The 12600-nt window shown below is 62.8% G+C and carries 14 protein-coding genes and 1 riboswitch (1 of these 15 cut by a window edge); of the genes, 5 read left to right on the top strand and 9 right to left on the bottom strand.

Features of this window, described 5'->3' with window-relative positions; genetic code table 11:
* Positions 1 to 53: 53 nt before the first annotated feature.
* The 5 genes from EHF33_RS01970 to EHF33_RS01950 all read right to left on the bottom strand — a co-directional run bounded on the left by EHF33_RS01970 (position 54) and on the right by EHF33_RS01950 (position 3284).
* A complete protein-coding gene (locus EHF33_RS01970) occupies positions 54 to 272 on the bottom strand; it encodes a hypothetical protein (RefSeq protein ID WP_124867407.1) in 219 nt (72 codons plus the stop codon).
* 83 nt (positions 273 to 355) lie between these two features.
* Positions 356 to 574 carry a hypothetical protein gene (locus EHF33_RS01965; RefSeq protein ID WP_124867405.1) on the bottom strand — a complete coding sequence of 73 codons (219 nt, stop codon included), beginning with the start codon at positions 572 to 574 and terminating at the stop codon, positions 356 to 358.
* A 9-nt stretch (positions 575 to 583) separates the two neighbouring features.
* On the bottom strand, positions 584 to 1372 hold the full coding sequence (locus EHF33_RS01960; RefSeq protein ID WP_124867403.1) for an ABC transporter ATP-binding protein: 789 nt from the start codon (positions 1370 to 1372) through the stop codon (positions 584 to 586).
* Positions 1372 to 2388, bottom strand: a complete 1017-nt coding sequence (locus EHF33_RS01955; RefSeq protein WP_241191214.1) for a FecCD family ABC transporter permease — start codon at positions 2386 to 2388, stop codon at positions 1372 to 1374. The genes EHF33_RS01960 and EHF33_RS01955 overlap by 1 nt, the downstream gene beginning before the upstream one ends.
* 38 nt (positions 2389 to 2426) lie before the next feature.
* Complete coding sequence (locus EHF33_RS01950; protein ID WP_124867401.1) at positions 2427 to 3284, bottom strand: ABC transporter substrate-binding protein; 858 nt, start codon at positions 3282 to 3284, stop codon at positions 2427 to 2429.
* A gap of 137 nt (positions 3285 to 3421) precedes the next feature.
* A riboswitch (cobalamin riboswitch) is annotated at positions 3422 to 3603 on the bottom strand.
* A 162-nt stretch (positions 3604 to 3765) separates the two neighbouring features.
* Here EHF33_RS01950 and pheS point away from each other — a divergent pair.
* The 5 genes from pheS (at position 3766) to EHF33_RS01925 (ending at position 10064) form a co-directional block, all read left to right on the top strand.
* Positions 3766 to 4785, top strand: a complete 1020-nt coding sequence (gene pheS / locus EHF33_RS01945; RefSeq protein WP_124867399.1) for a phenylalanine--tRNA ligase subunit alpha — start codon at positions 3766 to 3768, stop codon at positions 4783 to 4785.
* Positions 4782 to 5552, top strand: a complete 771-nt coding sequence (locus tag EHF33_RS01940; protein ID WP_124867397.1) for an HNH endonuclease — start codon at positions 4782 to 4784, stop codon at positions 5550 to 5552. The genes pheS and EHF33_RS01940 overlap by 4 nt, the downstream gene beginning before the upstream one ends.
* Positions 5553 to 5574: 22 nt before the next feature.
* A complete protein-coding gene (locus tag EHF33_RS01935; RefSeq protein ID WP_124867396.1) occupies positions 5575 to 8034 on the top strand; it encodes a phenylalanine--tRNA ligase subunit beta in 2460 nt (819 codons plus the stop codon).
* A 95-nt stretch (positions 8035 to 8129) separates the two neighbouring features.
* Positions 8130 to 9548: an MATE family efflux transporter gene (locus EHF33_RS01930; protein WP_241191213.1), complete on the top strand. Its 1419-nt coding sequence runs from the start codon at positions 8130 to 8132 to the stop codon at positions 9546 to 9548.
* Between the two features lie 3 nt (positions 9549 to 9551).
* Positions 9552 to 10064, top strand: a complete 513-nt coding sequence (locus EHF33_RS01925; RefSeq protein ID WP_124867394.1) for a DUF1697 domain-containing protein — start codon at positions 9552 to 9554, stop codon at positions 10062 to 10064.
* On the opposite strand, the gene uvsE is transcribed toward EHF33_RS01925, so the two are convergent.
* The 4 genes from uvsE to EHF33_RS01905 all read right to left on the bottom strand — a co-directional run.
* A complete protein-coding gene (gene uvsE, locus EHF33_RS01920) occupies positions 10061 to 10969 on the bottom strand; it encodes a UV DNA damage repair endonuclease UvsE (protein WP_124867392.1) in 909 nt (302 codons plus the stop codon). The two genes, EHF33_RS01925 and uvsE, sit on opposite strands and share 4 nt — an antisense overlap.
* Positions 10966 to 11133 (bottom strand): DUF2256 domain-containing protein, encoded by a 168-nt coding sequence (locus EHF33_RS01915; protein ID WP_241191212.1) that lies wholly within the window; start codon positions 11131 to 11133, stop codon positions 10966 to 10968. The genes uvsE and EHF33_RS01915 overlap by 4 nt, the downstream gene beginning before the upstream one ends.
* Positions 11123 to 11644 (bottom strand): gluconokinase, encoded by a 522-nt coding sequence (locus EHF33_RS01910; protein WP_206431596.1) that lies wholly within the window; start codon positions 11642 to 11644, stop codon positions 11123 to 11125. Before EHF33_RS01910 ends, EHF33_RS01915 begins: the two co-directional genes overlap by 11 nt.
* Positions 11645 to 11765: 121 nt before the next feature.
* Positions 11766 to 12600, bottom strand: the 3' portion of a protein-coding gene (locus tag EHF33_RS01905) for an FAD-dependent oxidoreductase (protein ID WP_124867390.1). It continues 533 nt past the right edge of the window; only the last 835 of its 1368 coding nucleotides appear in the window; its start codon lies off the right edge, out of view; the stop codon is at positions 11766 to 11768.

The following is a 12600-nucleotide window of genomic DNA, read 5'->3' as shown; positions in this document are numbered from 1 at the left end:
CCGGTGAATTTCCGGTTCCTATGCCGCAATTCAAACACACAAAGCGGGAAGAGTCAGCCGAGCCACCGCCGCAGAACAGGGCTGAACTGACTATTCGGAAGTTGGCGTAACAAGAGCCGGAATAGTGCCGTGGACAAGACGACGGTTACCGCCGTGATGATCAGCTTCTCTGGCAAGACCTGAACGAACGCCGCCTCAGACATCAGCGAAAGGATCAGCGCCGCGATAACCACTGCTACCCAGCTTGAACCCGACAGACCCAAAACACGCATACATGAGTTTATCAAACTGGTATCACTCAAACTACCGCTTCCCTGTGCCGGATCACATTCACTGGCCTGTGTGAACGGTCAATTCAGAACCAAGCCACAAAGAAGCGCTTGAACCGGCCTTCCGGGACGAAACGCAGCAACCACCGGCCCAGCGCCGTGAGCAACACGAACGTCGCCGCCACACTGACCAGAGCAATCGGCAACTTCCTCAAAAAGTCCGCCGTCCCCGAACTCAGCGACACCACCACCGCTGTGCTGACTATCGCCATCCAGTTCCAACCCGAAACACACAGAAAACGCATCCCTCCAGCTTAGCCCTCCGGCACCACCACCAAGCGCCCTCCGTGCCGAATCACGTCTACCTGCACGCCATAGACCGCTGCCAAATGCTGGGGCGTCAGCACACTTTCGGCGCTCCCCTGCGCCACCACCCGCCCCTGATGCAGCAGCAGCAGGTGATCGGCGCGGGCGGCCAAGTTGAGGTCGTGCAGCACCGCCACCACGCCCAGGCCGCTCCCCGCTTCTTGCCGCAGCGTTTCGATCAAGTTCAGCGCGTAGGCCAGATCGAGGTGATTGGTCGGTTCGTCCAGCAGCAAGAACTGTGGATTGGCGGCCAGAGCGCGGGCCAATGACACGCGCTGCTGCTCGCCGCCCGACAACTCGGCCACCGCTCGATCGGCAAAGTGGGCGGTGTCGGTGCGCTGCATGGCGCGGTCGATGGCCTGTTCATCATCCAAGCTGAGACTGCCCAAAGACAGCGGATGGTGCGGAAACAGTCCCCACAACCACTCACCCGCTCCGCGCCCCAGCGCCACCACGTCGCGCACTTTGGTTTCGGTGGGCAGCGCTTCCGTTTGGGCCAAATACGCCAGCGAGCGGGCACGTTCACGGCGCGAGTAGTCCGGCAAAGCGCGGCCCTGATACTGGACTTCGCCGCTCTGCACCGGCGTCAGGCCAGCCAGCGCCCGCATCAGCGTGGACTTGCCGGCTCCGTTTGGCCCGATGATGGCCGAGAAGCGCCCGCGTTCAAAGGCGGCGCTGACCTGCTGCACCGCCAGCAGGTCGCCCGCCTTGACCGAGAGGTTGAGCGCCTCCAGCATTATGTTTTTTGCCGCCGGAGCAGATAAAGGAAAAACGGGCCGCCCAGCAAAGTCGTGACCACACCCACCGGCAACTCGGCGGGGCGGGTCAGGGTGCGGGCCAGCAAGTCCGACAAGACCAGCAGGGTGCCGCCCGCCACTGCCGAAACAGGCAGCAGCACCCGGTAGTCCGCGCCCCACAGCCGCCGCACCAGATGAGGCGTAACCAACCCCACGAAACCGATGATGCCCGCGTAACTGACTGCCCCCGCCGTGCAGAGGCTCGCGGCGATGATGACCAGCAGGCGCAGGCGCTCGACCGGCAAGCCCAAACTGCGGGCCGTCAGGTCTCCGAGTTGCAAGGTGTTGAGCGCTTTGGACAGCAGCAGCAGCACCCCGCCGCCGATCAGCACGTAGGGCAGCAGGCGGCCCACCTGCGGCCAGCCCGCGAAGGCCAGATTGCCCAGCGTGAAGGCAAAGACCTGACGGATGCGGTCTTCGCTTTGCAGCAGCAAGTAAGTGGTGAAGGCCGTGAGGATGCTGCCCACCACCACGCCAGCCAAAATTAAGCGGGCGGGCGGCAAGCGGCCGCCTTCGCGGGCAATCGCCAGCGCGATAAAGACACTCAGCAGCGCCCCCGAGAGAGCAAACAGCGGCAGCCACAAGGTCGTCAGCCCCAGCGCGATCACCAGCGTTGCGCCCAGCCCCGCGCCGCTTGCCACGCCCATCAGGTACGGGTCGGCCAACGGGTTGCGAAAAACGGCTTGAAAGGCCCCGCCGCTCACAGCCAATGCCGCGCCCACCAAAAAGCCCAGCGCCACACGCGGCAATCTCAGTTGCCAAACGATCACGTCGTTGCCACTCAGTTCGGCTCCGTTCAGCCCATGCCCGATGGCCTGCAGGGTTTCGGCGGGCGAGATGGGGACGCTGCCGAGGCCGATGGCCAGCAGGGCAGTCACGAGGGCGGCGGCGAGCAGCAGCAGGGTGGGGAGAGAGACAAGCGCCAGACGGCGAGAAACTGCAATCGCTGCGCTCACTTCACCCCCTCTCCTGCGGCGCTGCACCCGTCCCGACCTTACTTGAACAGTTCAGGATGCACCACTTTGGCCAGCCCTGCCAGCGCCTGCGGCAAACGCGGCCCCGGACGGGAAAGGAGCTGATCGAGCGCTTTGTCTTCCACCACGCGGCCCAACTTGACAGCGGGGATGGTGTTCCAGCCGGGGCGGGCTTTAGCGGCGGCGAGGTTCATTCCAAAAATAAACTGCGGAGCCGATTTGACCACCAATTCAGGGCTGATCTTGGGAAAGTCGCCCAAACTGGCCGGAATGATATTGATGGCCCCCGCTTTGGTCAGCAGCACGCCGATAAAGGAGTTGGGGCCAACCGTGTAGGGCGTGGGGTCAATTTCGTAATAAGCGGTCGGCTTTTTGGCGGCGTTCTTGGTCAAGATTTCAACTTTGGCGATGTCGCGACGCATCTGAATGATCAGCGCTTTGGCCTGCGCTTCCCGGTTGATTATTTTGCCTAGGATTATTGTTTTGGAAAACACTTCTTCATAGGTTTCAGGATTGACCGCCACTACAGTGATTCCGGCATTGGTCAGCGGCTGAATCAGGTCGCCGTATTTGCTGACGATCACGATGTCGGGCCGGAGGGCCACCACCGCTTCGATGTTGGGCTGGTACAGATTGCCGACTTTGGGCAACTTGGTGACTTGGGCGGGAAAGTCGCTGTATTCGTCGACGCCCACCAATTTGCCGCAGCCGCCGATGGCACACAGCGTCTCAGAGTCGCTGGGCAAAAAGCTGACGATCCGCATCGGCTCGGCCTTCAGCGTGACTTTGCGGCCCAGATCGTCGGTGAGGGTCAGCGGGTAAGAAGTGGCGTGGGCAGCGCCAAGCAGCGCGGCACTGAGAAAAATCACTTTATTCATGAGGAGTCCTCCTCCCCAACCGAAAAGCCGCCCCACCGAACTGGCATCGGGGGCGGAAATAAGCGTCCAGCCGTCTGTTGATTACAGGCCGAGCGTTTCCCTTTCCGCGAGGGGTAAGCTGCATCAGTCAGCCCTGCGCGGGCCGCTGCGGCGAGGCAGGCATTCGGACTCGGAAGGCCGTGCTCGTGCGTGTTCGGCTTCCTTACCGCTGCGCGACAGTGCCGGAATGGGCCAAATAGGCCGTCACCGGGCTTCCCCTGCGCTCACTGCCCTCAGTCTACACCGCCGCTCGCCCTACACCTTGACCCGTACCAACTCAGCGGCTAGGCTAAGCAGATGTCGCCCCGCTCCGGTACACTTTCGCCGTTTATGCAACGCGGGGCCGCGCTGACTGCTTAAAGTCCAGCGCCCGCTGCCCCGCTTGTATGTCATTGCAGGCGGGGCTTTTTTTGTGCCGCACCCAGACCGAACGAGGAGAAGTATGCAAGAACAAGCACTGCAAGAAATTGCCACCGCCACTGACGTCGAGGCGCTGCAACAAGTCAAGACCAAATATGTCGGCAAGTCCGGCCTGGTCACCAAGGAACTCGGCAGCCTCGGCAAGCTGCCGCCCGACGAGCGCAAAGCACGCGGGGCCGAGATCAACGCCGTGCGGGCCGCCTTAGACAGCGCCCTGACCGAGCGCGAGACGGTGCTGAAACGCGCCGCGCTGGACGCCCGCTTGGCCTCGGAAGCGATTGACGTGACCTTGCCGGGGTTGAGCCTGCCTGCCGGCGGCCTGCACCCGATTACCCGCGTGTACGACGACCTCATTGAGATTTTCACCCGGCTGGGCTACGATACCGTGGAAGGGCCGGAAGTCGAAGACGAGCACCACAACTTCGAGGCGCTGAACGTGCCTTGGTATCACCCCGCCCGCGACCTTCAGGACACCTTCTGGCTGGAGGACGGACGCTTGCTCAGGACGCACACTTCACCGATGCAGATTCGCTACATGGTGGATCACACGCCGCCGCTCAAGATCGTGGCACGCGGTAAGGTCTACCGCTACGAGGCCACCGACGCTACCCACGAGGCCATGTTTCACCAGCTCGAAGGCCTGGTGGTAGGCGACGGCATCAAGATGAGCGACCTCAAGGGCACGGTGGCCGAGATGGCGCGGGGACTGTTTGGGGCGAACGCTAAAGTCCGGTTTCAACCGAGCTACTACCCGTTCACCGAGCCGGGAGCCGACTTCGCGGTGTGGTGGGAAAACCCACGTGGCGAGAGCAAATGGCTGGAGCTGGGCGGCTGCGGCATGGTGCATCCGAATGTGTTTAAGGCCGTGGACGATTTGCGCGAGGCAGCGGGCAAGGAGCGCATCTACGAGGGCAAGACAGGCTTCGCTTTCGGGCTGGGGCCGGAGCGCATCGCCATGCTCAAGTACGGCATCCCCGATATCCGCTACTTCTACGCCAACGACCCGAAGGTGATCGGGCAGTTCAGGGGAACGCTGGGGTGAATGGAGAGGAAAAAACTAGCACAAGAAGACCGTGGACACGCTTAGAAACACTTGTAGCTTTTGAGTTTTATCTCGTAACACCATTTGGGAAATTTCATAGAAGCAATCCAGAAGTGATCAAACTTGCCGAGAAATTGGAGAGAACCCCATCAGCTTTGGCTATGAAACTTTGCAATTTAGCCAGCTTGGATACATCTCTAGCTGCCACTGGCCTCGTCAATGTATCTCAGTTAGATAAATCACTGTGGCAGGAAATGGAAAGTGACTGGGAAAGCTTCTTTGAGGAAATAAAATCAGCCAGCATGAGCTTACTCCCTGACTCCTTGCCGCTTGAATCTGCTGACTCCAATATGAGTTGTGAGGGTCTGGAGAGAGCAGTAATGAGCCAAGCTCGTGTAGGACAGATGGTCTTTAGAAGAGCCGTACTCACGGCGTATGATCAAAAATGCTGTATATCTGGACTTGATATTCCACTCTTACTCAGAGCAAGCCATATTTTACCTTGGGCAAAAGATAAGGCCAATCGGCTTAATCCAATGAATAGATTATGTTTGTCGAGTATCCACGATCAAGCCTTCGATAAAGGCATTATCACCATATCGGAAGATTGGAGACTGAGAGTTTCGCCATTATACAAGGATGTCAAACAAGGCTTTTTCCGATCTACTTTTCTTGAATTTGAAGGCATACGAATCACGCTGCCCAAGAGATTCATTCCCAATCAAGAGTTTCTGACTTTCCACCGAGACAACATTTTTCAGCGCTGACATTCAAACCTGAGGACAACCCATGAAACTTCCCTATTCCTGGCTCCAAGAACTGATCCCCCACCTCCCGCCCGTCAATACCCTTGAACCCGTCTTCGCTCAACTCGGCCTGCCGCTGGAAGGCATAGACGACGCCCCCGCCCCACCCGCCGGGGTGCTGCTGGTGGCCGTCACCGAGGCCGCCGCTATGCCCGGCACGCAACTGACCAAGCTCACGCTCGATACCGGCCCACACGGCCCGCGCACGATCGCCAGCGGCGCACCCAACGCGGTCGGCCTGCCTGCCGGAACGATGCTGGCGCTGGTGGTGCCCGGCACCAAACTGGGCGACATGGAGTACGGCGTCCGCAGTTTGCAGGGCGTGGAGTCGTGGGGCATGGCCGCCAGCGCCAAGGAACTCGGCATCGGCGAGAGCAGCGCCGGACTGCTGCTGTTTCCGGCGGGAACAGCCCCGGTCGGCACGCCCCTGGCCGATGTGTGGGCCGCCGACAGCGTGCTCGACATCGAGATCACCCCCAACCGCGCCGACGCCCTGAGCGTGCTGGGCGTGGCCCGCGATCTGGCGGCCTTCCTCAAGCTGGAGCTGAAAGAGCCGTCAATGGGCTTGGCCGCCAATGGCAAAGGCCAGATTGAAGTCACCCTGCCGCCCCGCGCCGTCACCCTGGAGCGCGACCCCAGCAAGAAGCTGCGCTTCGGCTCCGATCATTTCTCGGCCCGCACCGTCAGCGGCGTGCACAACGGCCCCGCGCCGGTGGAGATGCAGCGCCGCCTGACCCTGGCCGGCATGCGCTCGATTGACCTGATCGTGGACAGCAGCAACTACGTGATGTTGGAGCTCGGCCAGCCAACGGCACTCTACGACCGCCGCGACGTGACGAATGACAAGATTCTGGTGTCGTTCGGTCTGCGGCAGGGGGAGAATGTCAAGGATTTGATGGGCGGCGAGCATCAGGTCGGGCCGGAAGATTTGCTGATTCTGGACGGACGCGAGCGCGGCGTGATGAGCGTGGCCGACGCCTTCCAGACTGCCCAGACTCCGCAGACGGACGGCGGCGTGCTGGGCATCGCGGGCATCATGGGCGGCGACCACGGGCACGTGCGGGCCGATACCTCGGAAGTCGTGATCGAGTCGGCGCACTTCGACCCGGTGCTGCTGCGGCGCACCGCCACCCGGCTGGGCCTCAAGACCGACGCGGTGTACCGCTACGAGCGCGGCGTTGACCCGGTGCTCTCGCCTCGCGGAGCCAACCGGGTGGCTGAGCTGCTCACCCAGTACGGCGGCGGCATAGCGGAAACGGGCCTGACCACGGTGGGCACGCCCGACCTCCCTGCCGACATTCAGGTGACCGGCGAACAGGTACGCGGCCTGCTGGGGATGCACGTTGACACCGACGAAATGGTGGACATCCTGATGCGTCTGGGCGCGAAGGTAAAACAGGACAGCGACACCCTGACCGTCACGCCCCCGAGCTGGCGGGTCGATATGGTGGTCTGGCAGGATCTGGCCGAGGAGGTTGCCCGCCTGCACGGATACGCCGAGCTGCCCGAAACCCTGCCCACTTTCAGCCCCCACCCCGACAACCACGGCGCGGGAGCCGTCAGCGCGGCGCGGCGCAGCCTCAAAGGCGCACTGGCCGGACTCGGCGCTCAGGAAGTGGTGACCTACACCTTCACCAGCGATCCCGAGGCCGAGCAGGCCCGCAGCGAAACGCCAAGCGTCAAGCTGCAAAATCCGCTGACGGCGGAGCGCACCGGCCTGCGAACTGCCCTTTATCCCAGTTTGCTGAAGGCTGCCCAGAACCGCCCCAAAGGTGAGCGGGCGCTGCTGTTCGAGATTGGGCGCATCTTCCCCGCCTCGGGCGAAATCGAGAAACTGGGATTGCTGCTGCGCGGGCCGCTGGCTCCCAACACCCATCAAGCGGGGGTGGCTGGAAGTTTCGCCGCCTTCAAGGGCCTGCTGGAAACGCTGGCGGCGGGGCAGGGCGCGGGCCTGGAGATTCGCCAGCTGCGCGGCGCGGACGTACCTGCCACGCTGCACCCCGGCATCGCGGGCGCGGTCGTCTGGAACGGGCAACAAGTCGGCTGGCTGGGCGCACTCCACCCCGAGATTGCCCAGAGCTACGGCCTGAAGGGCGACACCTACCTGCTGGAAGTCAGTTTGCCGCTGCCCGCCGCCGAGTGGGCCTTCAGCGACCCCAGCCGCGCTCCGGCTGCCTGGCGTGATTTGGCCGTCATCGCGCCGCAATCGGTCAGTTACGGCGAGGTGGCCGCGCTGCTGAGGCAAGAAGCCGGGCCACTGCTGGAAAGCCTGGAACCGTTTGACGTGTACGTGGGCGAGCAGATTCCGACCGGGCAGCGTAGCGTCGCCGTGCGCCTCACCTTCAGGGGCGAGAAGACCCTCAGCGACAGCGAAGTCGACCCGATTATGGAGCGGCTGATCGGCGCGGTGCGGGCGGCAGGCTGGGCCATTCGGGAAAAGTGAGGGCGACCGCTTTGCTCAATCACCCCCTCCACTAAGCCATTTGCCTTACTTCCCACTCTGACATGCTGCCCACCTCACCCGCCTAGACTGTGCGGGTGAGTTTGCTTTCCCCTTCCCTGTCCGCTGCCCAGACCGCCGAACACGCGCCCCCCACTCCCACACGCGAACTCGTCAAGATTGCCCTGCCCGTCAGCTTAGAATTTGTGGCGCAGTTGGCGCTGGGCCTCGTTGACCAGATTATCGTGGCGCTGCTCGGCACACTGGCGGTGGCGGGCGTGGGCTTTGCCAACAGCGTCACCCTGATCTTGTTTTTCACGCTCAATGCCATCGGCGCAGGCACCAGCATTCTGGTGGCGCGGGCGCACGGGGCAGGCGACAAATCCGGAGCTTCGCGGCTGTTCGGTGCGGCGCTGGTGCTGGGCGTGGTGGTGTCGGGTGTGCTGGCCGTGCCGCTGATCTTGGGCGGCGCAGGCTTTTTGCGTTCCATCGGAGCCACGCCGGAAGTCGCCGGAGCAGGCGGCCCCTTCCTGAGTGTGGTCGCCATCTCGTTGCCACTGGTCACGGCAGCAGCCATTTTTAGCGGGGCGCTGCGTTCCACCGGCCACGCCCGCACGCCCATGACCATTACCATCGTGGCGGTCATTCTCAATACCGTGCTGGGCTACGCGCTGGTCACCGGTTTCGGCCCCTTTCCAAAGCTGGGCGTGGTGGGCGTCGGCATTGCCACCACCGCGTCGTATGCTCTGCGGGCAGGCTTGCTGGCCTGGCAGACCTACGGGCGCGGCATCTTGGACGCCACCTTGCCGCGCACGCTGGCCAACTGGAAGAGCGTTCTCGCTCCACTGATTCCGCTGAGCTTGCCCATGGCCGCCACCGAGCTGGCCTGGAGCGGCGGCACGTTCCTTTACGCGCTCCTGGCCGGGCGAATCAGCACCAACACGCTGGCCGCCATGCAGATCAGCAACACCCTGGAGGGCGTCTTTATCGTGGCCTCGCTGGGTCTCGGCTCGGCAGCCACCGTACTGATTGGCCAGTCACTCGGACGCGGCAGCGCAGCGGGCGCTCAGGCCTGGGCACACAAAATCCGGCGCTCGGGTCTGGTGGTGGCGCTGGGAGCGGGGGCACTGTTTGCCCTCACCGCGACGCTTTTGGGCGTCTTATTTCCGCAAGTGGACGCAGACGTGCGGCATATCGCCCTCATTTCTATTCTGGTCAACGCCGCTTTTCAAATCATCAAAGTGCAAAACATCTTGCTGGGCATCGGAATATTGCCCGGCGCAAACGACCCCCGTGGCGTGTTGATCGGTGACGCGGTGGCCGCCTTCGTGGTGGGCCTGCCACTGGCGTACCTGCTGGCCTTTCCACTGGGACTGGGCTTCTGGGGCCTGCTGATCGCCCGTGGGCTGGAAGAAACCGCCAAAATGCTCATCTTCATCTGGCGAGCCAGGAAAATTAAATGGGAGCAGCACATCTACACGGGCGAAGGTGAAGCGCCCATCACGGCGGGGCACTGAGTGATGCCGACGGTTGCCCTGCTGCGCGGCATCAACGTGGGCGGCAACCGCAAAGTGCCGATGATCCGACTCAAGGCGGTAGCGCAAAGCTTGGGCCTTACCAAAGTGCAAACCTACATCCAAAGTGGGAATCTGGTGTTTGAGGGACAGGTCAGCCGCAGCGAGTTGGAAGCCGCCATCGAGCGCGAATTTGGTTTTGCCGTGCCCGTCACCTTGCGAAGTGCCGAAGATTGGCAGGCCGTTACCCTTCACAATCCCTACCTCCAACAGGCCGAAGCTGACGGCAGCAAGGTGCACGTCACGTTTCTGGACGCTGAACCTAGTGAAGCGGGCCTAGCCGCGCTGCGAGCCGTCAACAGCGGCGCAGACGAGTGGACGCATGACGGGCTGCACCTTTATCTTCACACGCCCGGCGGCCTGGGTCACAGCAAACTCAACCCCGATAAACTCAAAGTCGGTGCAACAACGCGCAACTGGCGCACAGTGCTGAAATTGAGCGAACTGGCGGGCATCTAGCTCCCCTCCGCCGCCCGCTGCATCAGGCCCAACACCGCTTCTTCCTTGCCTTTGGCCTCCACCTCAATCCACGGCACGTCAAAGTAAGCGCTGGGCAGATCGGCAATCAGGTGGCTGTGGCGGCGATCTTGCGGCCCCTCGATACCGTTGCTGAGGTGAACGACCTGCCACGCTGGCGGCGTCCAGGTGGAGCGGGCCAGCAGCACCCACTCCCGCACGCTGGGGTCTTCCTGATTGTCCAGCTTGTCGTGGACGACGTGGTGGTGCGCGTCGAACACCAGCGGTATGCCCGTCGCCTGACACACTGGCAGCAGCTCGGCGGGGCTGTAAGCGCGTTCATCGTTTTCCAGCACCAGCCGCAAACGGGCCGCATCAGGTAGATCGCGGATCACCTCGGCCAGCACCTCGCCACGCCCCCCTTTGCCGCCGTGGAGGATCATGCAGTGGTAAGGACTGCGCTCGAAGCCGAGCCGGTCGAGCACGTCGGCGTGGGTCAAAAATTGGTGCAAGCTACTCTGGCGCACTTCAGGCCGCTCCGAGTTGAGGACGATGTACTGATCGGGATGAATCAGCACCCGAACGCCCGCCTCCGCGAAGGCTTGCCCCACCGCCGACAATTCAGCGGCCAGTTCGTCCAGCACGGCTTTTCCGGTGGGATCGTCAAGCAAATCGAGCATCGGATAAAGGGCCGCCGACATCCTGAACAAACGGATGCCACGCGCCGCGCAGTAGCCCGCCGCGCTTCTCAACTTGGCGGTGTTGGACGCGTAGAGGTCACGCAGGGCGGCGTAGCGCTCCGCCACGTCCAACATCCGGTAACGCTTGAGGGTGATGGTGCGGAAGCGCAACTCTGGCCCCTGCGTCATGCACACCAGGCCGTAAGCGGGGCGCACGGGAGCGGTCATTTGGTCACACCCTTCATGCGGCACTTGTCAGAGCAGTAGATCACTTTGTCCCAGTCGCGCTCCCACTTCTTGCGCCAGGCAAACGGGCGACCACACACCGGACAGACTTTGTGGGGCCGCTCGGAGGGCTTTTTGCCGCCGCCCATCGCCGTGTTATTCGCCACTGACCGCGTCCAACTGCCTTAGGGCGTCTGCCAAGACCAGATCAGCGTCCTCGTCCGCTTTGACGTGGACAGTGAGCGCGTCTCCGGCGTCCGGCTCCTCCAGCGCGGCGAGTTGGCTGGGCAGCAGTGAGACTTTGGCGTAACTGCCCTGGCGCTCCTCCAACCTTGAGCGCAGCACCTCGGGCGGCACATCCAGAAAAACAAAACCCGTTTGCGGGCCGCCGAGTGTTGTCCGGTAACTGGCCTTGAGCGCCGAGCAAGCCAGCACCACACCTCCGCTTTTGGCCGCCGACTCGTCCAGCGCCGCTTTGAGGCGGGCCAGCCAGGGAGCGCGGTCGGCGTCGGTCAGCCCTTCACCGCTTGCCATCTTGGCTTTGGCTTCAGGAGTATGGAAGTCGTCGGCATCCAAGAAAGGAAAGCCGTAATGCGCCGAGAGGCCGCGCCCCAGCGTGGTTTTGCCGGAGCCGGACACGCCCATCACAATCAGTTGGGCAAAGGGAGAAACAGACATGGCCCTACGCTAGGACGCTGACGCCGCAGGCATCTGCAAGGTAAAGCACAAGGGGACGGAGTGATTAGAAAAAGCGTGCTCGTTTTACAGCTCGTTTTGGGGCTGTTTCCTCTCCCCAGCCTCAGGGCATCGACGTTTCTTTGTTGGGCTGCTGTGCGGCTTTATGAAGCTTGCCTGCCGCCACCAGCAGCACGTCCCACACACTCGAAAAGGGCGGGGCGTAGGCCAAGTCCACTTCGGCAAGATCCCGAATTTTGCTGCGGGAGTGCAGCAAAGTGGCGATCACGTCTATCCGCTTGACGCTGCTGGGATGACCCAGAATCTGCGACCCCAGCAGGCGGCCCGTGCCGCGCTCGGCAGTCAGGCGCACGGCTATCGGAGCGGCGTCCACGTAGTATCCGGCGTGATCCGTACTTTCGACGTCCACGCTCACGGCGTCGAGGCCCAGCGCGTCGGCCTCGTGTTGGGTCAGGCCGCTGCGGGCCACGCCCAGATCAAAGGTCTTGAAGATGGCGCTGCCCACGATGCCGGGAAAGTGCGCTTCGCCGCCCGCCATGTTGACGCCCGCCACCCGGCCCATCCGGTTGGCGGTCAGGCCCATCGGCACATGCACTTTGCGTCGGGTCACGCGGTTGACACTCTCGGTGTTGTCGCCCGCCGAGTAGATGTGCTGAACGTTGGTTTCCTGGCGGTTGCTGACCCGGATGGCTCCCGTCTTACCTATACCCACGCCCGCTGACTGCGCCAGCGCCACGTTGGGCCGCACGCCGACGGCCACGATCAACACGTCACCCCGCACCAGGCCGCCGGACGTCTGCACGCCGCTGACCCGCCCGTCCATGACAGTTACGGCCTCCACATTGACGCCGCAGCGCACGTCCACTTCATTTTTGTCCAGCTCCTGCTGCACCCGCCGCTGATACTCGGGGTCGAGAATGCGCCCCGCCACGCTCGGC

Origin of the sequence: Deinococcus psychrotolerans, from assembly GCF_003860465.1 — a bacterium.
In the GTDB taxonomy this organism is placed as follows: Bacteria; Deinococcota; Deinococci; order Deinococcales; family Deinococcaceae; genus Deinococcus; species Deinococcus psychrotolerans.
Note: the sequence above shows the minus strand (reverse complement) of the source record. Positions and strands in the feature narration are given on the sequence as shown.

Excerpts from the sequence above, each read along its gene's own strand:
- EHF33_RS01970 (WP_124867407.1), bottom strand. The coding sequence starts at position 272 with ATGCGTGTTTTGGGTCTGTCGGGTTCAAGCTGGGTAGCAGTGGTTATC.
- EHF33_RS01965 (WP_124867405.1), bottom strand. The coding sequence starts at position 574 with ATGCGTTTTCTGTGTGTTTCGGGTTGGAACTGGATGGCGATAGTCAGC.
- EHF33_RS01960 (WP_124867403.1), bottom strand. The coding sequence starts at position 1,372 with ATGCTGGAGGCGCTCAACCTCTCGGTCAAGGCGGGCGACCTGCTGGCG.
- EHF33_RS01950 (WP_124867401.1), bottom strand. The coding sequence starts at position 3,284 with ATGAATAAAGTGATTTTTCTCAGTGCCGCGCTGCTTGGCGCTGCCCAC.
- pheS (WP_124867399.1), top strand. The coding sequence starts at position 3,766 with ATGCAAGAACAAGCACTGCAAGAAATTGCCACCGCCACTGACGTCGAG.
- EHF33_RS01935 (WP_124867396.1), top strand. The coding sequence starts at position 5,575 with ATGAAACTTCCCTATTCCTGGCTCCAAGAACTGATCCCCCACCTCCCG.
- EHF33_RS01925 (WP_124867394.1), top strand. The coding sequence starts at position 9,552 with ATGCCGACGGTTGCCCTGCTGCGCGGCATCAACGTGGGCGGCAACCGC.
- uvsE (WP_124867392.1), bottom strand. The coding sequence starts at position 10,969 with ATGACCGCTCCCGTGCGCCCCGCTTACGGCCTGGTGTGCATGACGCAG.
- EHF33_RS01910 (WP_206431596.1), bottom strand. The coding sequence starts at position 11,644 with ATGTCTGTTTCTCCCTTTGCCCAACTGATTGTGATGGGCGTGTCCGGC.